This window comes from Tatumella sp. JGM91 (genome assembly GCF_018257575.1).
GTDB classification, from domain to species: domain Bacteria; phylum Pseudomonadota; class Gammaproteobacteria; order Enterobacterales; family Enterobacteriaceae; genus Tatumella; species Tatumella punctata.
On sequence record NZ_JAERJP010000002.1, the window covers coordinates 241,473 to 264,856 of the forward strand.

The 23,384-nt window shown below is 51.3% G+C and carries 19 protein-coding genes and 1 pseudogene; 9 read left to right on the plus strand and 11 right to left on the minus strand.

All coding sequences use genetic code 11. From position 1 onward, the window contains the following. Positions 1 to 70: 70 nt before the first annotated feature. From JK198_RS02655 to JK198_RS02665, 3 genes are all read right to left on the minus strand, one after another. Entirely contained in the window at positions 71 to 877 is an 807-nt protein-coding gene (locus JK198_RS02655) for a glycosyltransferase (RefSeq protein ID WP_212709173.1), read from the minus strand. Next, the gene (locus JK198_RS02660; protein ID WP_212710246.1) at positions 870 to 4,613 is read right to left on the minus strand and encodes a glycosyltransferase; all 3,744 of its coding nucleotides are present in this window, start codon (positions 4,611 to 4,613) and stop codon (positions 870 to 872) included. Before JK198_RS02660 ends, JK198_RS02655 begins: the two co-directional genes overlap by 8 nt. 72 nt (positions 4,614 to 4,685) lie before the next feature. Continuing rightward, complete coding sequence (locus JK198_RS02665; RefSeq protein WP_249213056.1) at positions 4,686 to 5,504, minus strand: flagellin; 819 nt, start codon at positions 5,502 to 5,504, stop codon at positions 4,686 to 4,688. Positions 5,505 to 5,738: 234 nt separating this feature from the next. On the opposite strand from JK198_RS02665, the gene fliD reads away from it, so the two are divergent. The 3 genes from fliD to JK198_RS02680 are packed head-to-tail and all read left to right on the plus strand — an operon-like array spanning position 5,739 to position 7,885. Further along, a complete protein-coding gene (gene fliD, locus JK198_RS02670; protein WP_212710247.1) occupies positions 5,739 to 7,169 on the plus strand; it encodes a flagellar filament capping protein FliD in 1,431 nt (476 codons plus the stop codon). A 19-nt stretch (positions 7,170 to 7,188) separates the two neighbouring features. After that, positions 7,189 to 7,581, plus strand: coding sequence for a flagellar export chaperone FliS (gene fliS, locus JK198_RS02675; RefSeq protein ID WP_212709192.1), 393 nt, complete (start codon positions 7,189 to 7,191; stop codon positions 7,579 to 7,581). 1 nt (position 7,582) lies between these two features. After that, complete coding sequence (locus tag JK198_RS02680) at positions 7,583 to 7,885, plus strand: hypothetical protein (protein ID WP_212710248.1); 303 nt, start codon at positions 7,583 to 7,585, stop codon at positions 7,883 to 7,885. A 24-nt stretch (positions 7,886 to 7,909) separates the two neighbouring features. Here JK198_RS02680 and yedD read toward each other — a convergent pair whose 3' ends face one another. Beyond that, positions 7,910 to 8,389, minus strand: coding sequence for a lipoprotein YedD (yedD, locus tag JK198_RS02685; RefSeq protein ID WP_212709177.1), 480 nt, complete (start codon positions 8,387 to 8,389; stop codon positions 7,910 to 7,912). 193 nt (positions 8,390 to 8,582) lie between these two features. On the opposite strand from yedD, the gene JK198_RS02690 reads away from it, so the two are divergent. Both JK198_RS02690 and yniD read left to right on the plus strand, forming a co-directional pair. Then, complete coding sequence (locus tag JK198_RS02690; protein WP_212709178.1) at positions 8,583 to 8,906, plus strand: DUF6388 family protein; 324 nt, start codon at positions 8,583 to 8,585, stop codon at positions 8,904 to 8,906. Between the two features lie 107 nt (positions 8,907 to 9,013). Continuing rightward, a complete protein-coding gene (gene yniD, locus JK198_RS16755) occupies positions 9,014 to 9,118 on the plus strand; it encodes a small membrane protein YniD (protein WP_249213055.1) in 105 nt (34 codons plus the stop codon). Positions 9,119 to 9,169: 51 nt separating this feature from the next. On the opposite strand, the pseudogene JK198_RS02695 reads toward yniD, so the two are convergent. After that, positions 9,170 to 9,496: pseudogene (locus tag JK198_RS02695) on the minus strand (helix-turn-helix domain-containing protein); the annotation flags it as partial. A gap of 580 nt (positions 9,497 to 10,076) precedes the next feature. Between JK198_RS02695 and proX the strand changes: the two are divergent. Both proX and JK198_RS02705 read left to right on the plus strand, forming a co-directional pair. After that, positions 10,077 to 11,072: a glycine betaine/L-proline ABC transporter substrate-binding protein ProX gene (gene proX, locus JK198_RS02700; RefSeq protein ID WP_212709180.1), complete on the plus strand. Its 996-nt coding sequence runs from the start codon at positions 10,077 to 10,079 to the stop codon at positions 11,070 to 11,072. Between the two features lie 258 nt (positions 11,073 to 11,330). Next, positions 11,331 to 12,686 (plus strand): glycosyl hydrolase family 28 protein, encoded by a 1,356-nt coding sequence (locus JK198_RS02705; protein ID WP_212709181.1) that lies wholly within the window; start codon positions 11,331 to 11,333, stop codon positions 12,684 to 12,686. A gap of 51 nt (positions 12,687 to 12,737) precedes the next feature. Here JK198_RS02705 and JK198_RS02710 read toward each other — a convergent pair whose 3' ends face one another. After that, positions 12,738 to 13,694 (minus strand): nucleoside hydrolase, encoded by a 957-nt coding sequence (locus JK198_RS02710; protein WP_212710250.1) that lies wholly within the window; start codon positions 13,692 to 13,694, stop codon positions 12,738 to 12,740. A 79-nt stretch (positions 13,695 to 13,773) separates the two neighbouring features. After that, positions 13,774 to 15,162 carry an MFS transporter gene (locus JK198_RS02715; RefSeq protein WP_212709183.1) on the minus strand — a complete coding sequence of 463 codons (1,389 nt, stop codon included), beginning with the start codon at positions 15,160 to 15,162 and terminating at the stop codon, positions 13,774 to 13,776. Positions 15,163 to 15,316: 154 nt separating this feature from the next. On the opposite strand from JK198_RS02715, the gene JK198_RS02720 reads away from it, so the two are divergent. Then, positions 15,317 to 16,084 (plus strand): GntR family transcriptional regulator, encoded by a 768-nt coding sequence (locus JK198_RS02720; protein WP_212710251.1) that lies wholly within the window; start codon positions 15,317 to 15,319, stop codon positions 16,082 to 16,084. A gap of 71 nt (positions 16,085 to 16,155) precedes the next feature. Here JK198_RS02720 and katG read toward each other — a convergent pair whose 3' ends face one another. Both katG and JK198_RS02730 read right to left on the minus strand, forming a co-directional pair. Beyond that, entirely contained in the window at positions 16,156 to 18,363 is a 2,208-nt protein-coding gene (gene katG, locus JK198_RS02725) for a catalase/peroxidase HPI (RefSeq protein ID WP_212709185.1), read from the minus strand. 108 nt (positions 18,364 to 18,471) lie between these two features. Then, positions 18,472 to 19,719, minus strand: a complete 1,248-nt coding sequence (locus tag JK198_RS02730) for a hypothetical protein (RefSeq protein ID WP_212709186.1) — start codon at positions 19,717 to 19,719, stop codon at positions 18,472 to 18,474. Between the two features lie 263 nt (positions 19,720 to 19,982). Here JK198_RS02730 and blc point away from each other — a divergent pair, with 263 nt between their 5' ends. Continuing rightward, positions 19,983 to 20,513: an outer membrane lipoprotein Blc gene (gene blc, locus JK198_RS02735; protein WP_212709187.1), complete on the plus strand. Its 531-nt coding sequence runs from the start codon at positions 19,983 to 19,985 to the stop codon at positions 20,511 to 20,513. A 57-nt stretch (positions 20,514 to 20,570) separates the two neighbouring features. Here the strand turns inward: blc and fhuE are convergent, their stop codons facing one another. Beyond that, complete coding sequence (fhuE, locus tag JK198_RS02740) at positions 20,571 to 22,796, minus strand: ferric-rhodotorulic acid/ferric-coprogen receptor FhuE (RefSeq protein WP_212710260.1); 2,226 nt, start codon at positions 22,794 to 22,796, stop codon at positions 20,571 to 20,573. Between the two features lie 393 nt (positions 22,797 to 23,189). Then, the coding region (locus JK198_RS02745) for a hypothetical protein (protein WP_212715358.1) at positions 23,190 to 23,384 on the minus strand (195 nt) is incomplete at its 5' end.

Here is a 23,384-nt window from a genome sequence, read left to right on the forward strand (position 1 = left end):
GGCTGAATAAAGGCTTAAAATTTAAGTTGTTATCCCGCTGACAATCGCAGTTTTCGACCTGTATACAGCCTTATACACACCGGGAAAAACGTTGCCTGATGGTACGAAGGACTCTGAGTGCGATATCCGGTTGCGGGACCGGTAATTCTGACAACATATAGCCGTATTTAGCATTAAATTGCATCGCCGCCGCCAGACAGACAGCACGGAAAGTCATCTGCCGGCAAATCGTCGACTGGCTGGTACTCCAGCCTTCATCGCCGAGATAATTCCCCGAGTCTTCGATATCGGCGAAGTAGGAATATGGCGGGTGCATTCCCGCTTCAATAATGCGCCAGGTATGTTCCACATGTTCGAGGGCATTATAAAATACCTCATCCATCAGCCCGGCCTGTTGCAGGCAGCATCTGCTGTAATAGGAGAAGGCACCCACACAACTCGGGTACAAAGGCAGACAAAATGACGGATAATTTACTTGCAGTCTGGGACGCGGTACCCCATCGTCAGTGACGTTATAGGGGCCGTGCAATGCAAAATTAAAATGCTGAATCCCGGTTTCTGCGGCAGCGGTGATATAGCGTTCAAACACCCGCGGATCTTTAATGTAAATATCATCTTCGATCAGGAAAAAATGTTCGATATCCTGCTGTTGCAAATAACGTAATGCGGTATTTTTGCTTCTGCCGACCCCCTGGTTCTCCTCATTTTGGACCAGTGTCGCCGCCAGTTGCTGATAGGCGGCGTCCGGTTCACCGTCATTCACAATAATCAGCGCATCTATTTGGTGCCGCGGCAGAGACTGATAAAGCCTGAGTAAACCCGGCTTACGATTGCAAGTCACAATACCTACCCCGATCCGTTCACTCCGCTCAGTCATCGCTTATCCCCTTGCTGATCAGTGTTGCCGGTGTCCCCAGCCAGGCCTGCCGCCATTCGGCAATGTTATCCGGGGTCAGCAGCCAGTCCCGGCGGATCGCCCGTTGCAGTTCATCCCCTCTGCGGGCCAGTGCCTGCGGATCAGATAACTGTTCACGGATCGCTTTCAGCCAGTGTTTAAAATGGTTTTTAACCCGCGTTACCGGTAATTGACCGCGGTAAGACTCAATATCGCTGCAAATAACCGGTACCCCGCAAGCCCCCAGTTCGAGCAACCGCAGGTTACTTTTACATTCGTTAAACAGGTTTATCTCCAGGGGAACCAGTGCCAGGTCCAGATTCAGACTGGCCAGTTTTTGCGGATACCAGTCGAACGGCACACCGCAGTGAAATTCACAGCGTACCTGTAATGGTTTCATCCCCATAAAGACCCATTCGACTTCATCCTGTAATGCCTGCACCAGCGGGCGGATAATCGCCAGGTCGCCCTGATGACTATCACCACCGGCCCAGCCAATACGGAGTTTTTTTCCCTGGCGGCGATGACTGGCTAACGCTCCCCACTGTTGCGGGTTAAGCCGGTTTTCAGCAACACGAATATCCCGGTGAAAATCAGCGTAGGCATCGGCCAGTGCCGGGGTAGACACCACCAGATGATCGGCAAGGCTCATGGTCCGGCGCAGCTGTCCGGCAATATCTTTGGGGAGTTTATGACGATGATGATTACTGGCCGGAAGCGTAACGAAATAATCATCATATTCCATTATAATTTTGGCTGAACTCATTTGCCGGTACTGGCGGAGAGTTTCTTCAACCTGCGGGTCGAAAGGCATCTGTAACAGCACACTATCCGGTTGCAGTTCAGCGATATCCATCGCGGCAGGCAGACCATGAATCAGGCCGCCCTCCAGCTGTAATTGCTGTTCCATCAACTGATAGGGCTGTATCACACGGTAATTACCGCAGCCGGTAAAATTCACATGTCCGGCGATCATCACCGGTAGTGGTCGTCCCGGTAACGGAAGCTGCAGTCTGTCGGTACGCACTGACAGACTGAACAACTGGCCACTGCGGTTTAAATGACGATGGTAGCGAATATCCCGGCATAAGGCTCCTTTACGGCTCTGACGTAACGCATCAAGCGCCTGCTGCCCGGCGGTACACTCCGACGGATAACAGGCCGCAGATAACCGTGTTGCCCCGCCCATATGGTAAAGCGTTGCCTGTGGCGTCCAGACCACCAGATATCCTGCCTGCTGTATCCTCAGACAGAGATCTACATCAGCCTGTCCGGCGGCAAAATTTACACCATCAAATCCGCCGACAGCATCGAAGACTTCACGCCGGACCATCATACAGGAGGCACTGACCGCAGAGACTTGTTGCGCACAGTGCAGATAATGAAAATAGCCCGCCGCCTCAGCCGGGGCTCCACAGTAGATACCGGCGACCCCTTGTTCAATGCCGGTAACAAACCCGGCATGCTGCAAATGTCCGTCACGGTATAGCAGCCTCGCACCGGTAACAGCAACCTCCGGCCGTGCCGCGACCTTCAGTAATTCAGTCAGCCAATCGCGGTGGCTTATCTGGCAGTCGTTATTCAGAAACAGCAGATAATCTCCGCTGGCTTGTGCCGCAGCAAAGTTATTGATCGCAGCGAAATTAAATACACCCGGCCAGCGCAATAGCCGGAGATTTGCTAACTGCAGTGCCTGTAACTGCTCCAGATATTCACGGGCCGCCGCTTGTTGTGAGCCATTATCCACTACCAGTACTTCATAATCCGGCCAGTCTGTCTGTCCGGTGACAGACTCCAGGCAGTGTTGCAGTAATGCCTGCTGATCTTTAGTCACAATGATAATACTGACACGCGCTCTTACCGGTTGCGGATAACTGACCTGATCGACACCATTTTGCTGATCTTTGACCTCGGCTGCCTCAATACCACAACGCTGCAAATGCTGAACAGTGATCTTCCGTCGCAATACTGGTAATTGATCTGATGTCACCCGGTGCGGGATCAATAACAGGGCTTCCGGCAGATGAGCGATAGCTGAGGGTCCGGAAGATTCGATCACCCGCCAGATAAGCTCACAGAACATCAGCTCATCAGACACCGGCGACCGGGGCAGATGATCTTTAAGACAGGCCGTGGTGATCAACAGCTCTTCGCCCGGGTAAGCCTGGCTGCGCAGCAAATCAATATTACAGTCCGGCTTCAGTACAAGGCTGGCATCCGCTAACCGCGTCCCCTGCAAAATATCGCTGTAGCAGACAGCAGTGAGCGGATGCTGTAACAGATGATCGGCAAATAATAATAAGCTATCTTTCAGGCAATGGGTTCCGGCCTCAACAATCAGCCAGCTGTGAAGCGGGACTCCGCTGACAACCTGCTGTACCCCCCGGCTATCGGCCGGCATCTTCAGTTGTTCCCCGCATATGACACTCAGAAACGGGTATTCTTTCTCACTGATCAACACACAGTGTCGCGGCTTCAGGCTCTGTTGTTCGAGTGATCGCAGGGTGACTTCGCAGGCTTCGCGGTCCTGCCGGCGGTCGAGGATGATCACCCCGATACTGGCAACCTCACCATGGCCTGTTGTCACCGCCAGCAATACCGCCCGCCGGGTTTCACTGATCTGCCGGTGGTTCAGCCATTGTAATAATTGCCGGCTGTTGTCTGCCTGCTGTGCCAGGATATTTCTGGCCAGCCGCCATTCTGTAGCCTCTGCGGCCGTCATTGTCAGGGGGATCCCTGCGGGCAGGGTTGTAAGCAAAGGCGGTAACAATGCCGAAAATGACCAGCGACTGAGGGCCTGATCCCTGAAAGACGCCGCCCATTGCTGTGCCGCCGGATAACCGTCGATTAACGCATCAAAATACTGATGACCGTCCATCTCAGTCCCCTCCGACGCCGTAAAAAAACTGTCGGCTGCCCGCTGAAACCCGTCCCCTGCGGCGAGATAACCGCACCATCCCCCCTGCCCGGCGACACACACCGGGATCCCCAGGCACAGCGCGCTGGCAATCAGCTGATTCTCTCCGATAACCAGCTGATATTCCGTTAATTTATGACTGGTTAATAACGCAGCCTGCTGACCCGATGGCAGGAAATCGAGGCGGATATTCTGCATATTCAGCAACTGGCTGAGCAGATCTATCGCCGGGCAATACTGATCGCCGGCCCAGAGTATTTTCCGTAACGGACCGGCAGGCGGACAAAATGAAGAGCATACCAGTTGATCATCAAACGCCAGTGGCATTAAACGCAGGGATGGCGCATAGACACCACGCAGTGACAGTGCCGCATAACTCAGGGCTGAATCCGTCAGAATCCGCCATGCCAGGGCATTCTCGCTGCTACTGCCAGAATAATAAGGTCTGCCCGCCGAAGCAGTAAAATGCTGAAACAGGCAACGGCCGGTAATGGTCCCCTGCTGTAAACGGTCGATTAGTCCGCTGGCGAGGTAACCACCACAGATCCAGAGCAGATCGTAGTCTGCATCGTCATCTGCCAGCGGATCTGCACCGGATTGATGATCATCATCAGTAAAAATCCGTAATCGGCCGCTGGCAGCCCAGCGGGATAATTGCTGATAATAGTCCCCGTCAATCAACCGCGCACAAACATCAACTGCCCAGCCATGGCGCAAAAACCAGCCAGCCAGGCACAGAATGGTTGCTTCGGCGGCAGTGGCCTGCCGCAGTTTATCTGTCGAAAAAAGAATACGTTGCATAATTTGTCCTTCTGCCCGTTACCCGCAACAAAACCCCGCAGTGCGGGGTCCGGTAAATCAGGGTGAAACAAATTAATTTTGCAGCAGGGAAAGCACGGTTTGCGGGACCTGGTTGGCTTTTGACAGCACCGATGTACCGGCCTGTTGCAGGATCTGCGCACGGGACATGCTGGAAACTTCCGTTGCATAGTCCGCATCCTGGATACGTGACTGAGAGGCTGACAGGTTATTGACTGTCGCATTCAGGTTATTAATGGTTGATTCAAAACGGTTCTGAATCGCACCCAGACCACTACGTGCGGTATCGACATCGGAGATTCGGGCATCGATATCCGACAAGGCACTTGCGCCGGTAACACTGTAATCGCTGCCGAGAGTCTGTGCTTTGAAGCCATTATCTGACAAAGAAATAGAAATGACGTTAGCACCCGCATCATCATTTGCACCAACCTGAATATTGACGCTGGTGTTAGTACTGTCGAACAACTGAATATTGTTAAAGGTAGTCGCACTGCCGATACGTTTAATTTCTGCCAGCCGGGCATCCACTTCCGCCTGGATTGAGTTGATATCATCCGCGCTGTTAGTCCCGTTTTTAGCCTGCACTGTCAGCTCACGAATACGCTGCAAGTTGGTATTCATTTCATTCAGGGCACCTTCTGCGGTCTGAGCCAGAGAAATACCATCGTTGGCATTACGGGATGCCTGGGTCAGACCACGGATATTAGATGACATACGGTTGGCAATCGCTTCACCGGCAGCATCATCTTTCGCACTGTTAATACGCAGACCGGAAGAGAGGCGTTCGATCGCTGTACCCAGTGCTGACTGTGCTTTATTCAGATTAGTCTGGGTAGTTAACGACATGATATTAGTATTAATAACAGCCATGATTTTATCCTTCAATAAATGAAAGTTGATTGGATAAGCAAAAAGGTTCAACCCTTTTGCGTTCATGACTGATATCGGTGATGCAGCGCTTAACTTTAGCCAGCCGTCTAAAAAAACCTCATCCTGTGCTGAGCGGTGTATTCAACGGACCCGTATCACCGTCCGGTGGCAGATAAACCTTTAGGATTTCGCGCCGATACTCCGGTTACACCTTTATCAATACGGGATCCCATTATGACCGCCATCAGCAACCTGGATATCAGCAGCAACCTGAACCTGACCGACCTGTATAATAACCTGCAAGCATCTGAGGAAGCGAAGCTCACCCCTATTACTAATGAAGCCACAGCCTGTAAAAATAAAATATCTGCTTTCGGACAGCTAAAAAGCAGTCTGCAAAGTTTACAAACTGCGCTGGCTGCTCTGACCAAAGCGTCAACCTTTAATGCAACCGCGGTAACCAGCAGTAATCAGTCCTTCGCCGCGTCAACTGACAGCAGTGCCGTCACCGGTAACTACCAGATAAAAGTCAGCCAGCTGGCGACAGCACAGTCGGTATTATCCGGCAGCATCGGCAGCAATACCACGCCACTGGGCAGTTCTGCTACCGGCAGCCGTACCCTGACATTACAAACCGGTCAGGGCAGCCCGGTCACGCTGACCCTGAGTGATGAGCAGACATCGCTGGATGGTATTGTCAATGCCATAAACCAGAGCGGTGCGGCAATTAATGCCACCAGCATCCGTGCCGCCGACGGTGAATATTATCTGTCACTGACCGCCAAAGACACGGGAGCGGGTAATGATATTTCCCTGTCAGTCAGCGGTGATGATCAACTGCAAAGTATTATCGGTTATTCTGCCTCCGACAGCACATCAGCCCTGCATCAGACCAGCGCCGGCCAGGACGCAAAACTGACGGTCAACGGCATTGCAATCGACAGTAAAAGTAATACGGTCACCGGCGCACCGGCAGGGATCACACTGAACCTCAAATCCGTGTCACAAAATGAAGAAACCCTGACCATCGGCAACAACACTGATGACAGTGTTAAAGCCATCAAAAACTGGGTCACCGCTTATAACAAACTACAGTCTGAAATTGCCACCCTGACCAGTTTTTCCGGCAGCGGGGCCGCCGCACAGGACAGTTCTTCCAACGGGCCGCTGATCGGCGATGGTACCGTGCGTAATATCCAGGTGCGGTTGCAATCCATGCTGACACAGTCACAGCCGGGCGCTTTTACCATCCCCGCCCAGCTGGGGATCAGCATGGATCCGACCATTCAGTCCGATGGCTCATCAGGGATCCTGACTGTCGATGACACGAAACTCAATGACGCATTACAAAACAATCCCCGGGCAGTGATCGCCTTTTTTACCGGCGACGGTAAAACCACCGGTTTTGCCACCCTGATGAATAATACACTGACCAGCATGCTAAGTGATGGCGTCGGAAACAAGGGGATACTGGCAAATGCCGTTGATTCACTCAACAGCAATTACGAAGATTTAAGTAAACGTTATGACAATATGCAGTCAGCTATAGACAGTACCATGGCCCGTTATAAAACCCAGTTTACTGAACTGAATAAAGTCATGTCACAGATGGATCAGACTAAACAATATTTATCATCACAGTTCGATAATTCATCGGATAAATAAGGAAGGCCGCGTGAAAACCATGACTGGCGCAAATGCGTATGCAGCCATCAGTATTGAAAGTGCCGTACTCAGCGCCGATCAACAGCAACTGACCACACTGCTGTTCGAGGGTGCTCTCAGCGCCCTCGCCCGTGCCAGATTATTTACCGAACAGGGGGATATCCGGGCTAAAGGGCATAATCTGTCGAAAGCAATGGATATTATCGAAAACGGACTGAAAGCACCTCTCGCTGACTGGCCGGATGACCCGCTGGCACAGCAACTGACTGCACTGTATGACTATGTTATTTTCCGGCTCCTGCAGGCCAATCTGCATCAGGATATTAACGCCATCAGCGAAGCAGGCCTGCTGATTGGTAACATTGCCGACGGCTGGAAACAGAGCCTGCAGACCAGCAGCCAGGGAGGGTAGCATGTCCGGTTACGCACAATGGCTGACACAGCTGGCAGAAACCAGCCGGCAATTACAGGCGCTGGCGGAAGCACAACAATGGACGGAACTGACGGCACTGGTGGCAGGTTACAGGCAACTTGCCGCCAGCCCGCCTGACTGTTCATCCGGCGAAAAAGCATATTACCGGACACAACAGCAGTTCTTGCTGGCAGAGCATCAGCATTTATCGGCGGTGATCCGTCAGGCAATTCAGGACACATCCGTTCTGCTCAGCCAGGGCAGACAGCAGCAAAAAGTGCTGAAAGCCTATTTTTCTGTCTAGACCATGGCCTGCTCTGTGCAGCAACTAGTCAGCGGCGGCGGTGCCATCGGCAAAGTGGTTTTCCAGTAATGACGGTTGAATATTCTGGATAACATCCTGTTGCGGATGTGCATCAGCTTCGCCAAGCGCTTTCTGACATTCCGCGGTTGGCTGACTGACTTTTTTCAGAGTCAGTCCGTCATAATGTAACACCCCGTTATCAGTTTCTAACGGCATAACCCGCAGCAAACGATTAATATTTACCAGTTTACCGTCGACCTGTGCCAGCTTACCTGGTTTAGCAATCACCCGCTGCCACTGACGGCAGTCAAGGGTGTCCCCCTGCGGGCTGACCAGCAAAGACGCGATTGCCTGGCTGCTGACCAGTCCGTCCTGCGGACCCTCTGTTTGCCAGACCCCCGCCAGACCGGCAGGTGCCGGTAATTTAACCGCCTGCTGATAATTATCGATCTGCACACAACCGGCCAGTGCCAGCATCGGTAACAACATTATCCATCTTTTCATATAAATTCTCTGCAAGCCCGTGTCTGATATCGGATATTCGCGGGCTATTATATAGTGTCCCGCGTCTAATGCAGCCCCTCTGGCTACCGGACAGCTGTTTTTACCACAGATTCAGCATAATCACACAGTTCACCTGACATCCGGCGGCAGAGCAGATACAATTCCGCCATGTTTTAGCTGGACAATAAATGTTATGAAAACTCCTGAACAATATTATGCCATTGCCCGTGATATGTTTTTTTCCGCCCATCCGGATTTTCGGGCCGCTCTGGACGAACTCAGCGATGCGGACGCGCAGCTGGCAGGAATGACCTTACAACAATGTCGTGAAATGCAGGCTGAGAGGATCTACGCCGCTTTTCTGCGCCAGAAAAAGCTCGACGGTATCATCTTTTCCATCCAGCTGGCTGAACCGGATAAAGCCGTTGCAGCCGATGCTATCGAAAATTACCTCAAGTCTCATGCTGACGCATTGGGGATGAGCTGGGAAGAATTTTGCATTAAGAACGAACTGTAAACGGAGGTTCCCGCAGGGTACCAAAAATGCAGCACGTCACGGATTGCCAGTTAATATCTGCTCTGCTACTGTGACGCCTGCGGGAATTGCAATCAAGGGAACGCTGAATGGCTAACGAGAGAAGTAAAAAATACGGAAAAATGGTGCTGGTACTGGTATTAATTTGTCTGGGACTGCTGTTGCTGCGCTGGGCAGCAATGATTTGGGGATAATCTGTCCCCTGCCCGATTATCCCATGCAATATTTCCCGCCACTGTTTCCGGGTGATGCTGTCGCCTGAAGGTTGCCGGAGGCAGATGATATTTTCCCGAAAATGAACGGGTAAATGATTGCTGAGATTCGAAACCATACCTCAGGGAGATTTCCATCACTGTTTCATCCCCGGTCAGTAAATCCTGTGCCGCCAGTGTCAGTTTTTTTTCACGGATATATTTACCCAGGCTCTGTTTCATCACCTGATAAAACATGCGTTGCAGATGCCATCTTGAATAACCGGAACGCTCTGCGACCTGTTCAATTTTAAGAGGTAAGTGGATATTTTCATCGATCCACCGGGTTAATGTCAGAATAAGCATTTTTTTTCTGTCCATAGTTTCCTCACTGGCTTTCGGAATTAATAGAAAGAAATTGTCATACAGAATATTGTCCCGTGAGCGGGTGATTTTCCGCTGCCGGGGAATGCCCCTGAAATAACAATAATAAGAACAGCAGAGTATACGCTGAAAATAACCGGGAATTAATAACCTGATAAATCATTAGCGTTATGAATATCATTCATGAAAACATTCTGTGCTGACAAAATAGCCTGATAGATTCCCGAAAATAACCGGTGGTAATTATTGCTCTTACCCGCCATCATCCCTGTATGTCAGGAGATAATTACCCTGCGCGAAAATACCATCATCCGGGTGTTTGATTTACGTTTTTATAACAAAATAATCCCGCCCGGTGGTCTGTGTCCACGGAATTCTGTTCTCTGAACCAGGAAATAAAGCAGCTGACCATAAATCATAATATCGGTGATTAATTTACTAAAAAATCGCCGATAACTAAAAGTGTCATTACAAAAAAAACAGAATATAATTCTGTCAGAATGGCTATCAGGAATTAAAGTTGATTTATAATTCGCGTGTTGTTAGGTTAAAAATAACTGAACAACAGGAGCAACATGTGAATAAAAAAATAATTCTCCCTGCATTAGTACTTTCTTTTTGTGGCAGCGTCGCTGCGCAGGACCTGCCGGGTAAAGGAATTACTGTTCAGGCAGTGAAAAGTCCGCTGGCTGAAGAATCCTTCCAGACAGAGTTAGTCAATCGCGCACTGTCAACGCTGGGATATGATGTAAAACCGACCCAGGAAGTGGATTACAGTGTCATATATGCCTCGGTTGCCCGTGGCGATGCTACCTACTCTGCCGTTGACTGGGAGCCGTTACAATCGGCAATGTATCAGTCAGCAGGCGGGGATAAAAGTTTCTTCCGTACCGGACCTTATATTACCGGTGCCGCTCAGGGTTATTTAATCGATAAAAAAACTGCTGAAAAATACCATATTACCGATATTTCCCAGCTAAAAGATCCGAAAATTGCAAAATTATTCGACGATAACGGTGACGGAAAAGCCGCACTGACCGGCTGTGAACCTGGATGGGCCTGTGGCAGCGTCATTGATGCGCAGATTAAAGCTTATGGCCTGAGCCAGACAGTGGAACAGAACCAGGGCAGTTATTCTGCCATGCTGGCTGATGTTATTTCCCGTTATAACGCCGGAAAACCTGTTTTATATTACACCTGGACACCTTACTGGGTGAACTTTGTATTAAAACCGGGTAAAGATGTTGTCTGGCTGACGGTGCCGTTCTCTGCTTCTCCTGCCGGTCAGCCAAAAGAAGATACCCGGCTGCCAAACGGTAAAAACTATGGTTTCAGCGTCAATGTTGAAAATATTATTGCTAACAAAGCCTGGGCAGCAAACAATCCGGCAGCAAGAAAATTATTCTCTGTCATGAAACTGCCGTTACAGGATATCAGTGCACAGAACCTCAGTATGCATAATGGTGAAGATTCTGCCGCTGATGTTTCAGCCCAGGTAGATGGCTGGATCCATGCCCACCAGGCAGAGTTCGATAGCTGGATTACTGCGGCAAAACAGGCTGCAAAACAGTAAACCGGTCTGTGTCGTCGTGGTGCCGGTAACTGCCTGCACCACGACGACAGTATTATGGCTCTAAGCATCCGTCTTGCTCTTTCCCTGCGACACGAATAATCGCAAGTATCACCTGTTCACTAAATGGCTTATAGTTTCCGGTATTCTCCGGCGTTCAGACTGGCCAATCCAGATTCAGATTCAGATTCAGATTCAGATTCAGATTCAGAAGATATTAAGTGACAGACGACACCCGGACAGTGGAAAAGTGAGGCCCTGATGTTAAGACCAGCAACTGCCCTGACCTGTATTATCGCTTCCCTGATAACGATCTCCGGACTGTATTTACGCCCTGCGGCAGCGGCAGGTGATCGCCGCGAAGTTAGCGCCCCGCAACAAATTCAGCCAGTCTGCACCACCCTTTATCCTCAGTCCGGCGAAGCCGTCACCATGACACAGCAACGCATTCAACAGGCTCTGGATCATTGTCCTGCCGGTCAGGCCCTCCGGCTAAGCACCGGTGCTGCCGGCAATACCTTTCTTTCCGGCCCCCTGACCATTCCTGCGGGGGTATTCCTGCGTCTCAGCGCGGGCAGTGTCTTAAAAGCGGATACGGACCCGCAGCGCTATGATACCGGTCAGGGGCGTTGTGGCACCATTGATAACCGGGGTACCGGTTGCCGGCCTTTTATTACTCTCCGCAGCAGCAACGGTGGCGGTATTCAGGGAAAAGGAATTATTGACGGTCAGGGTGGCAGTCTGATGGCCGGTCACAAAGAAACATGGTGGCAACTGGCACGCCGTGCACAGTCCGTCGCGGGCGGAAAACAAAATGTCCCGCGTTTACTGCAAATAACAGGCTCACAGAATATTATTGTTTCCGGCATCCGGCTACGTAACGCCCCGGGTTTCCATATTGTGCTTAGCCATGTACAGGGCGCAACACTGTGGGGAATCATCATTGATACCCCCGCTTCAGCACGTAATACTGACGGTATAGATCCTGCGGCTTCGGAGGATATTACTGTTTCTCACAGCTTTATCCGCACCGGTGATGACAATATCGCGATTAAAGCCGGTAATGGCCCCTCTGAGCATATTTCTGTGATTGACAACCACTTCTATTCCGGACACGGCATGTCAATTGGCAGTGAAGTTAATGCCGGAGTCAGAGATGTTGTGATACATAATCTCACCCTTGATGGCACCACCTCCGGCTTACGTATAAAAAGTGATGCCAGCCGCGGAGGACTGGTCAGTGATATTGACTATTCGGATATTTGTATGCGTAATAATCGCTGGCCGGTCTCTTTCGATAGCCGCTATAACCCGGCTGCCACCGGTGATAAGATTCCCGATTATCGTCATATTATGCTGAGTAATATCAATGCCGAAGGTGCCGGCAAAGGAACTGTTGTTCTGAGGGGATATGATGCACAGCATCCTCTGCAGGTGACAATAGACGCGGTGACTTTCAGTCCGGACACTCAATGGTCTGTAGTCTTTACCCGCTTAACCACCGGAAAACAGGGGATTTCTCCGCCGCCAGCACGTATCTCCTTACGGATGCCATTGTCACCACCCGCGCCACAGCCAGAGTGTTCTGCAAAATGGCGCCCTTTTCCTGCCGTGTAATCACCGCCAGCGCAGAAGTACTGCCGGCGGTACTGTTACAGATCAACGCCGTTAAACATTCAGCAGTTTTTCGATCAGTAACGGGGCCAGATCTTTATCGGTATTCAGAACCACCCGACAGTTGGCATTTTCCTGTGGCGGGAACCCGCTATACTGACCGCGTAAATCGCAAATTGTCTGACCTCTGCCCGGCCCGCGGGTATCATCAATCACCACTTTCACTTTTGGCGCAACACATCCTTCCAGTCCCTGCACAGCAAAGAATGCCGCCGCCGGATCATGGATTGCACAAACATTGCGGCCCAGCTTTTGCTGATAGAACCCCATATACAGGGTCAGCATTTCACCCAGCGCACGGGCGAAGGGCCGTTCTGCGTTCAGTAATTGCCGGTGGTGATGTTCTTCAAACAGTTGTTGCATGGTGACATCCAGCGGCACCATGACCAGATTATCCAGAGCACTGAACACTATTCCTGCCGCTTCCGGATCTTCTGCTATGTTAGCTTCGGCTACCGGTGTCCGGTTTCCCGGTGCATTGGCCGCTCCGCCCATCAGAGTCACCTGACCCAATAACTGCCCTAAGCCGGGTTCCAGTTGTAGCGCACACGCCAGATTAGTCAGTGGCCCGGTCGCCAGCACCTGTAATTCTCCCGGATATTTTCTGGCCAGATCCACCAGCAGCTCTGCCGCGCTACCTGCCGCCAGCGGGTGTGGAGAATCGGCCAGTATCACATCGCCGATGCCATTTTCACCATGAATATGCTGGCTGCTGTTATGGAAAGCAGCACACAAATGGCCGGCATTCCCCTGTGCCACAGGAATACCTTCGGCACCTGCCAGACTCAGCAAATTAAGGGTATTACGTGCCCCCGAAGCGGCGTCAGTGTTACCGCAGACACTGCCTATACCGACAATCTCAACCTTCTCTTTTTCCGCCAGCAAATACCCCAGCGCCAGAGCATCATCAATACCTGTGTCACAGTCAAAAAACAGTTTTAGTGGTTGCATTTTGTACCTTTACTGAACAGAAGGGCCAGTGTAGCGCTGATAAACCTGCAGCCACACTGGCATACTATGTCACGACAAATTATGTTTTCCGCATCTTAACCATAAAACCGGAAATAACCGCCAGGGCTGTCAGCCCGGTACTGATCATTAATCCGTGACGGAAACCTTCAAGGGTACCACTGCCCACCGAAGCTGCAATCAGACCAATTCCCAGCCCCGCCCCGAGACCGAATGACGCCCCGTTTACCGCCGTCAGGGAAGATGGTGCTTCTTTGGGCGACAACAGCACACTCAGTCCACTGATACAACTCAGTACCACACCATAGTAGGTTATCCCCAGCAGTAATAAACTGACGATCAGTACCGGTTTATTTACCGGATTCAGGGTAATGACCACCATCAGGACCAGGCAGAGTACCAGTCCGGTTCTGAATGTTTTAATCCAGCCCGCCTTTCCGGCCAGCCAGCCCGACGGAGGCGCCGAGAGAAAACCCATCAACGCTGGCGGGGTCAGAAACAGCAGCGATGAACGGGCAGCACTCATCCCAAGGCCGGCATGGGTATCCTGCGAGATAATAATCACCGCGAAACCCAGCACCGAAAAGACACCCGCCAGAATCAGGATAGTTGTGGCAATGACCGGCCAGAACTGACGGGTAAAAAAGTGTTCCACCGGCACCAGGGGTATTGCACGACGTTTTTCTATAAACCAGAACAGCACAATGGCTGCCACAAACAGCAGCAGGTACAACAGTGTCTGCTGGCTTAACCAGCCCGCTGACGATCCTTTATCAAGGCAGATATTAATAAAAATAATACTGAAGGACAGTATCACAGCTCCCGGCCAGTCCATTTTACCTTCAGCTACACCAGGTTCATCACGGGGAATAAGCAGGCTTATTGCCACCAGCGCTACTACACACACCGCCAGTGTGATCAGAAAAATGGACTGGTAACCATAAGCATCACTGAGCAGCCCGCCTATATAACCATCGATGCCCCCGACACCACCATTCACCGCAGTAATCACGCCAATGGCGGTACCGAACAGACGGCGGCTGATACGCTGATGCAGCAGCAAATAGGAAAGCTGAAATGTCGCGCTGCTTGCTCCCTGGAGTACGCGCCCGGCCAGCATAGTGTAATAGTCGTGGGTAAAGGCACTGATCAGCGTACCGACACTGCAGATAACCATCACCGCAATCAGCATACGCCGGCGACCAATAAAATCACTGAAACGGCTCAGTACCACTCCGCAAATTGATCCGGAAAGAAAAAATAATGACGACACGGCGGAAATATCCGTCATGCTGACATTAAGTTGCTTCGCCATTTCGGGCAAAGCCGGTGAAAGCATCGAACAATTCAGCTGAAAAGCAAGAATCGCGAGCATAAGTGCAGAAACCAGCAGAGCGGCATTTTTGCCTTCCAGCCCGCCGGAAGCCGGTGATACTGCCACAGAGTTCATAAAAAGTCCTGTCAGAGTGATAATAAATCAGATGTTATACTTGCCTGTATAATATCTCACAAATGCGTTTTACTTATCACCGGGATCCACTTACTATTTTCTTTTCTGTTACTGCTGTTTAAATATGCTCATGTCAGAGATCAATCAATTTCTTATGTCTCCCCTGACTGCCGGAAGCGGACAACCGTTACGGGTTGCGGTCTATTCACGGCTGTCTGCCGCCATTCGCCGGGGTCTGCTGCTGCCGGGTGCAATGCTGCCAAAAGAGAGTGATTTGGGTGAACAAATGGGGGTAAGCCGGACCGTAATCCGTGAAGCACTGATGCTGCTGGAAGAAGATGGTCTGTTACTCACCAGACGCGGTATCGGACGCTTTGTTACCCATAAACTCCCGACCCCGGGTCTGGAAAATTTGCTTCCCCCTGAGGAAATATTTGGCTGCCCGCCGGGGGAAATACGTTTGCAACGGATTGATGCACGGTTACAGCAGCCTTCAGATTTCACACATAAATTACTGGAAACCAGTGATGATGACGCAAGCTGGTTCTGTGAAAGCCTGATCTACAGTGGCAATACAGTGATAGCTTTATTACAGGAACATCTGCCCGCGGGTCAGCGTCTGGATGCGGCAGACCCGCGTATTTCTCCGGCGGTTGATTTTTCCGCCCGCCAGTACCACTGCCGGTCAGTGCACTCGCTGTTACTGAATATACTGCAAGAGACACCGCAACCGGCAGTCTGCCAGTTGCAGGCAGGAGTTCCGGGGGAAGATCGCGGTAAAAAGCTGGACATTGCGGCCGACGCCCCGGTGATGGTACTGACCCGATCACTGAGATACCCGTCCGGCCCGCTTTACCTGGCGAAAATGGTGATAAAAGCCGGTTTTCCGCTGAGTATTAATCAGTCGGTATCAGCCCTGTAACGGCAGGTCCCCTGTCCTGCGGGAACTGCCGTGACTGCCGTGACTGCCGTGACTGCCGTGACTGCCGGTGGTTATAAATCGAAACGGTCCAGATTCATGACTTTAGTCCATGCAGCCACGAAATCTTTCACCAGTTTTTCTCCGGCGTCCTCACTGGCATAAACTTCAGCAATGGCACGTAATACCGGATGAGAACCAAAAATCAGATCAGCACGGGTCGCCGTATACCGGACTTCACCACTGCTCCGCTCACGCCCCGTAAAAAGATGATCTGAACCGGCGGATGGCAGCCATTCAGTACGCATATCTAACAGGTTAACAAAGAAACTATTATTCAGTTCACCCGTATGGCTGCCAAATATCCCTGCGGACCCGCCGTCAAAGTTCGCCCCCAGGGAACGCATACCACCGACCAGTACTGTCAGTTCAGGCGCTGTCAGCGTCAGTTGTTGCGCTTTATCAATTAACAACTGCTCTGCAGCACTTGTCCCTGTGGCATTATAATAGTTGCGGAATCCGTCAGCCTGTGGCTCCAGTAAACCAAACGCATCAATATCCGTCTGCTGCTGACTGGCATCCACCCTGCCGGCCATAAAGGGTACTTCGGCTATCAGTCCCGTTGCGTTAATCGCTGTTTCCAGCCCGACGACCCCGGCCAGTACAATAATATCTGCCAGTGAGGCCACAGGGAATGACTGATGAATAGCTTCCAGTACCGGCAGCACCCTGGCCGCGATGGCATTCACCGGCCAGTGACGCTGGGGTAATAATGCCAGCCGTGCACCATTGGCACCGCCGCGCTTATCGCCGCCACGGAACGTTGACGCAGAGGCCCAGGCAACAGATACCAGTTCAGAGACGCTAAGACCGGAGGCCGCAATTTTTTGTTTCAGGGCAGCAATATCTGCCGGTGACGGACACTGATGTACTGTCGGCAGCGGATCCTGCCAGAGAAAATCTTTCTCCGGCACTTCCGGACCGAGGTACCGGGCTTTCGGGCCCATATCTCTGTGAGTCAGTTTAAACCAGGCCCTGGCAAAGGCGTCGTTAAATAACTGCGGGTCATTAAGGAAACGTCGCGAAATTTTTTCAAATTGCGGATCGAAGCGTAACGTCAAATCAGTCACCAGCATCGCCGGTTTATGTTTTTTCTGCGGATTAAACGCATCCGGAATACTGTCCGGGGCCTCTCTGGCTTCAAACTGAATCGCACCCGCCGGGCTGCGAGTCTGTACCCATTGATAGTTAAATAAATTCTCGAAGAAATAGTGGCTCCAGCGGGTCGGGGTCTGTGACCAGGTCACTTCCAGTCCGGAGGTGATGGCATCGGCACCGGCACCGCTGTTAAAACTGCTGGCCCATCCTAATCCCTGAGCTTCAATCGGTGCCGTCTCAGGATCCGCACCCACATGGCTGACAGGGCCTGCGCCATGTGTCTTCCCCAGAGTATGACCACCGGCAATCAATGCCACTATTTCTTCATCATCCATCCCCATATTGCCGAAGGTTGCACGGATAGCAGGTGCTGCCGACGCCGGATCACCACTGTGCTCCGGTCCTTCCGGGTTCACATAAATCAACCCCATCTCCGTCGCCCCGAGGGACGAGTCAGCCAGAGTTTCAGGATGACGATGTTCAAGCCAGTGATGTTCAGCTCCCCAGTTAACATCCAAATCCGGTTCCCAGACGTCCTCACGTCCGCCGGCAAAACCAAGGGTGCGGAAACCCGCGTTTTCCAGTGCCACATTACCCGCGAGGATATATAAATCAGCCCAGGAGATTTTCTGTCCGTATTTCTGTTTTACCGGCCAAAGCAGCCGGCGAGCTTTATCAAGGCTGACGTTATCAGGCCAGGCATTGAGAGGAGCAAAACGTTGCTGGCCACGTCCCGAGCCCCCCCGTCCGTCAAGGGCACGATAGGTTCCGGCACTGTGCCAGGCCATGCGGATAAACAAACCAATATAACTGCCCCAGTCGGCTGGCCACCAGCCCTGAGAATCTGTCAGTAAACGCGTAAGGTCTGCTTTCAGCGCAAAATAATCCAGTCCGGCAAATTCACGCCGGTAATCAAACTCCCTGTCCAGCGGAGTTGAACGTCCTGAGTGCTGGTTAAGTAAATCCACCCGCAGCTGATTCGGCCACCAGTCACTGTTTCTGGTGCCTGTCCCGGCAACCTGATGATTTTTTTGCTGATGAAAAGGACATTTTCCTGCCGCGGATTCTGGTGTAATCACGTCAGAAACTGACCGGTTATTATTCCCATATTCTGAATTACTCATGCTAACCCCCTGTATTAAACTGTGCTTACAGTAGCGGCAGCATGCTATTGTTGATACCTGTATTACCCTATCTGTCTGATAGCTCCGGCCTTATAATGGCTTCGCCGTTCAGAGTGTGTCATCAATACTGGCGTTGCTGTTTCCTCCGCTGGCGTTAATGCTGGTCTGCACCGGTGAGCAGAAATATCCGTTCCCCGACCCGCCAAATGCATAACAATAAATATGACTGTTTTTTTTGGCATAGAAACCATGACTGTTATTATTACTGGCAATCCCGTGGCTGATATTCATATAACTGCCGTATTCACAATGGTAGCCATTACCCTGATTATTACTGGCAGCTGAATACCCTCCGCTCATCGCGCCGAAGTCAGAGCAATAAAATCCATTGCCCGTATTATTTTCGCTGGTCAGATAGGTAATATCAGCCAGCCCGCCGCTGTCACACATCACCCCGTGAGTATTCTGAGAACAACGGGCATTATTAGCACCGGCAAAACCATTATATGCCGCATAGATACCGGCTCCGCTATTCAGGGAAAAAGAGGATATATAGTTATCCAATGAATTACATTCCACCGCACCGCCCCAGGCCAGTACACCGTAGAGATTACTGATACCTTTGACGCCATGGGCCCAGACTGAGCCATTGGTCAGGGCATAGAATCCGGCCCGCAGGTTACCCTGAGAGATTGCATATTCACATTGCAAAAAGCCGCCCGCTTCGGCACAGAAACCAAAGCCGAGAGATTCACTGCTGTGCGAGCTGAAATAAGCCTCAGCACAGTTAACTTTCAGCGTAGCAGCGTAGGCATGGAAGGCCACATCTCCGGCATTGCTGACGGTGATCCCGCCGCCCTGATTTCCGCCGGAAGGCTGAGTTTCATTCGAGATAAAGGCACCGTTCATTGCACGGATCCCGTAGTACATTTTGGTGATATGCAGGGCTGGCCCAAGTATAACGCTGCCGCCGCCTACCGAGCGGATCCCTGCCCCGTAACACTGGTCGTTCCATTCTCCGGCGGCAATCCAGCCACTGACGCCGGCAATAGTAAAACCATTGAGCCATGAGATACCGAACCCGTTCTCAAATAAGAATCCGTCTTTGTTTTGGGTATTGTCTATATACAAAATACATTTTGAACAGTCCTGTTCATTCCCTCTTAAGGTCAACTGATCATAATTCCGGATCCGCGAGGTGATGCTGGCAGAAATAGTATACTCACCGTCAGCTACCTGTATATTTACGCTGGCCCGGAGGGTGCTATTTTCCAGTGCATCTAACGCTGACTGGATATCGGCATAATCGGCCGGAACATTTATTGTCAGGGGCTGTGAAATAATAGTGTCAGTCATGTTATTTCCTCTGAAAGTATTGGCCTTCCAGTCTGGCTTAGCCTGCTGTCCCGGTTCCAGATATTTTGTTTGTCAGGCCAGCCGTACAACATCTCGCCTACGGTTAACACCACAACCTTAAATCAATAATGTATTGAATAAAATGCCTTACAACCGCTTTGATAGCCGACAACGGGCCCGTTACCGGCTATCCTGAGTCCCCGTGCTATACTCTGATAAATCCTCTTCCGTAGCAGCAGACCGCACTATTAACAGGAGTAATAATGAAAGTATGGCCCGTACTGACAGGGATCGCATTATCACTGACTCTGGTGGCCTGTCAGTCCCCTGTTCCGCCGAAAGGTATCACCCCGCTGACCCCTTTTGACGCCAGCCGTTATCTCGGTAAATGGTATGAAATCGCGCGGCTGGATAACCGTTTTGAACGGGGCCTGCAGCAAGTGACTGCGACTTACGGACAGCGCAAGGATGGCGGGATCAGTGTGGTTAACCGCGGATACGACCCGCAAAGCGGGCGCTGGAAAAGCAGTGAAGGCAAAGCCTATTTTACCGGCAGCCATGATACTGCCGCCCTGAAAGTCTCATTTTTTGGTCCTTTCTACGGCGGGTATAATGTGATAGCTCTGGATGATGATTACCAGTATGCGCTGGTCAGCGGACCAAACCGGCATTATTTGTGGATCCTGTCACGCACTCCGCAGATCCCGCAACAAGTGCTTGATCGTTATATCGCACTGGCCAAGCAGCTTAGCTTCCCGGTTGACCAGTTAATCCGGATACAGCACTCAGGGTAATACGGTTTATCATTCGACAGAATACGCGAACTCCCTGCACGGGAGTTCGCGTATCTGTCAGAAGCGGTAACTTGCCGAAACTGAAATATTACGCGGAGCACCGTAAATAGTGTTACGTCCGACATCAATATTATAGGTTTTATCAAACAGGTTATTCAGGTTCGCCTGCAGTGACAGGTTTTTGTTCACCGTATAACGGCCAAACAGATTAACCAATGCGTAACTGCCCTGATCAGCATACCAGTTAGCCGTACCATCAGGACCCGACACTTTATCCCAGGTATGGTTCTGCCAGTTAACACCGCCACCGAGCGTCAGCGCCGGCAGCGATGGCAGCCGGTAGCTGCCAAACAGTTTAAAGGTCGTTTGCGGCTGGGTTGGTTGTAAGGCATCGCCGCTGCCATCACGGGCGACATAACGGGTAGCCCCGAAAGTCAGCTGCAGGTTATCGGTCACTGCTCCGTTAATTTCGAATTCGGCACCGCGGCTGACTGTACCGTTCTGTTCATAGTAAGCATAATCTGTGCTGCCTTTCACCAGTGCATAATCTGTCGCTCCGAGATGATCCTGTTCAATACGGAATATCGCCAGAGAAGCCGTCAGGCGACTGTTCAGCCAGTCACCTTTTATCCCTGTTTCGTAGTTTTTACCGGTGACCGGGCTCAGATAAGCACCATTTTCATCACGATAAGTCTGTGGCTTAAAGATTGAGGTATAGCTGGCATAGGCAGAATAGGTATCGTTGATGTCGTATACGACTCCGGCATAAGGAGTGATATTATTTTTCACCATATTCTCGGTCAGAGTATCTGCGGTATAGCGGGTATAACGGGCGCCGAGGATCAGATGCAACGGATCAGCCAGGGTAATCCGGGTCGCAAAATAGGCCGACTTTTGGTGAATAGTATTATCTTCTGCAAGGGCCTGTGGGTCCCAGTCTGGCTGCGGGTAATTCCCCCAGTCATTAAAGTCACCGACATCGGCCGAGGTAAAACTGGTCGACGCACTGTAATAACGGTTGTTCTGCCGGATATAACTGACACCAGCCATCAGTTCATGCTGACGGCCGAATAACTGATACGGTCCGCTGACATAAGCATCAGCAGCATTTTCACGGCGTTTCGCCGTATTATAACCGGTGCCCCCCAACAGATCGTACCCTGTATAAGGCCCGACACCAATCCCGGTGGTTTTATTAAAATAACCATCAATATACAGCAACTTACTGTCCATCGTCGACTCAGTATGGCTGCCACTCAGTGTGAACTGCCAGCCATTAGCCAGAGCCTGATTCAGGCTGGCAAACACCCGCCGGGTATGTACATCATTATAGGCCCAGTCAGGAGCAAGATTAGTACTGCGTTTATAACTGGTTTTACTACCGTCAAGATAGAAGGTCGGCAGCCCTCCCCAGGTTGCTCCGTGAACATCGGTATCTTCATAGTCATACCCGACAGAAGCCGTCGTCGACTCCGTAATGTCTGCATCAAGCACCGCGTAAAGGAATTTCTTTTGCGTATGATAGTGATCGAGCCAGCTGCCACTGTGCTGATAACCGGCAACCACACGGCCACGGACCCGGCCGGATTCACTCAGGGGACCGGAAAGATCTGCCACATAGCGCTGGTTATCCCAGCTACCGTAACTGGCATCAAGGTTGCCTTTAAAGGTTTTACTGTCGGCCTGTTTACGTATCATATTCACTGAGGCTGCCGGGTCTCCGGCACCACTCATTAAACCGGCCGCACCACGGACCACATCTACCCGCTGATAAATTGCCGTATCTGACAGGGTATCACCGAGATTCCAGCGATCATCGACCAGGACCGGAACACCATCGACCTGATAGTTATCTATTTTAAATCCGCGTGAATAGAAGTTACTGCGGTTAGCCCCCGAGTTCTCTTCAGAAATACCTGTCGTGTTCTCCAGTACATCATTAAGCGTATTGAGTTGCTGATCCGTCATCCGCTGACGGGTAATGACTGTTACTGACTGAGGGGTGTCACGCGCGGTCAGGGCCATTTTTGTCGCAGCACGGGTCACCGGTACCGTATAATCCGTATCTTCAGGGGTATCACTGTCGGATACTGGTTCGTTCCCGGTCACCAGCAGGGTGTTATTTTTTATACCACTGTCACCTGCCGCGGCCTGGCTATGGGGCATATATAATGCACCGGCAACCATAACAGCCAGTAATGACAGAGAAGGCCGCGAATCCTTCACCCGGTAAATCACGGGACAATGTTCCCGCCCCCTGAACTGACTGCTGTAAAAAGGCATCATTATCCTCAATAGCGTTTTTATCGGCGGTGCAGATATTTGCAACCGTACGTTTTACTCTGCATCTCTGTCGGTTTTTCCCCTGTCCCGCAGGCCATAACCAGCCATAGCTCAGAGAAACAAATCACACACAAAAATAAGAATGAGAAGTATAATCATTTTTATTGTCAGTTCAATGTAAAGATACGGAACCAATACAGGATCGGGGGGGGGGGGATGTGCAGAGGACGCACGGCCGCGCCCTATGCACTCCGGGCCTGTGCGGCAGATCGTTCCCCCNTCTCGCCGCTTCCCTGCGGCTCGCCCTGGTCACACTCATTCACTCAGCGGCCCGGATGCCGCCTCCGGTAACCTGCACTGGCTATCGATAACGCTGACTGCAGAAAAAATGTTTCAGCGGTAAAAATGTCTGATAAATGCTGAATAATCACCGCGGCGGTGTGACCACGCGCTATCCGCAGCGCTGGCTGATGCGGGTATGCCGCATATCAATCCGGCGGGATTCTGTTCACCATTACGTAAAGTTATTTTTTGCTGTCCCGCTGCGGGCGACCAGGCAAAGGGCGCAATGGCCGCGCCCTCTGCACT

What these genes read in the sequence shown, in the direction of transcription:
- fliD (WP_212710247.1), top strand. Translation starts at nt 5,739, where the DNA reads ATGACCGCCATCAGCAACCTGGATATCAGCAGCAACCTGAACCTGACC.
- JK198_RS02690 (WP_212709178.1), top strand. Translation starts at nt 8,583, where the DNA reads ATGAAAACTCCTGAACAATATTATGCCATTGCCCGTGATATGTTTTTT.
- JK198_RS02705 (WP_212709181.1), top strand. Translation starts at nt 11,331, where the DNA reads ATGTTAAGACCAGCAACTGCCCTGACCTGTATTATCGCTTCCCTGATA.
- fhuE (WP_212710260.1), bottom strand. Translation starts at nt 22,796, where the DNA reads ATGCCTTTTTACAGCAGTCAGTTCAGGGGGCGGGAACATTGTCCCGTG.
- yedD (WP_212709177.1), bottom strand. Translation starts at nt 8,389, where the DNA reads ATGAAAAGATGGATAATGTTGTTACCGATGCTGGCACTGGCCGGTTGT.
- JK198_RS02715 (WP_212709183.1), bottom strand. Translation starts at nt 15,162, where the DNA reads ATGAACTCTGTGGCAGTATCACCGGCTTCCGGCGGGCTGGAAGGCAAA.
- JK198_RS02680 (WP_212710248.1), top strand. Translation starts at nt 7,583, where the DNA reads ATGTCCGGTTACGCACAATGGCTGACACAGCTGGCAGAAACCAGCCGG.
- katG (WP_212709185.1), bottom strand. Translation starts at nt 18,363, where the DNA reads ATGAGTAATTCAGAATATGGGAATAATAACCGGTCAGTTTCTGACGTG.
- JK198_RS02655 (WP_212709173.1), bottom strand. Translation starts at nt 877, where the DNA reads ATGACTGAGCGGAGTGAACGGATCGGGGTAGGTATTGTGACTTGCAAT.
- JK198_RS02730 (WP_212709186.1), bottom strand. Translation starts at nt 19,719, where the DNA reads ATGACTGACACTATTATTTCACAGCCCCTGACAATAAATGTTCCGGCC.
- JK198_RS02720 (WP_212710251.1), top strand. Translation starts at nt 15,317, where the DNA reads ATGTCTCCCCTGACTGCCGGAAGCGGACAACCGTTACGGGTTGCGGTC.
- JK198_RS02665 (WP_249213056.1), bottom strand. Translation starts at nt 5,504, where the DNA reads ATGGCTGTTATTAATACTAATATCATGTCGTTAACTACCCAGACTAAT.
- JK198_RS02710 (WP_212710250.1), bottom strand. Translation starts at nt 13,694, where the DNA reads ATGCAACCACTAAAACTGTTTTTTGACTGTGACACAGGTATTGATGAT.
- blc (WP_212709187.1), top strand. Translation starts at nt 19,983, where the DNA reads ATGAAAGTATGGCCCGTACTGACAGGGATCGCATTATCACTGACTCTG.
- yniD (WP_249213055.1), top strand. Translation starts at nt 9,014, where the DNA reads ATGGCTAACGAGAGAAGTAAAAAATACGGAAAAATGGTGCTGGTACTG.
- JK198_RS02660 (WP_212710246.1), bottom strand. Translation starts at nt 4,613, where the DNA reads ATGCAACGTATTCTTTTTTCGACAGATAAACTGCGGCAGGCCACTGCC.
- fliS (WP_212709192.1), top strand. Translation starts at nt 7,189, where the DNA reads ATGACTGGCGCAAATGCGTATGCAGCCATCAGTATTGAAAGTGCCGTA.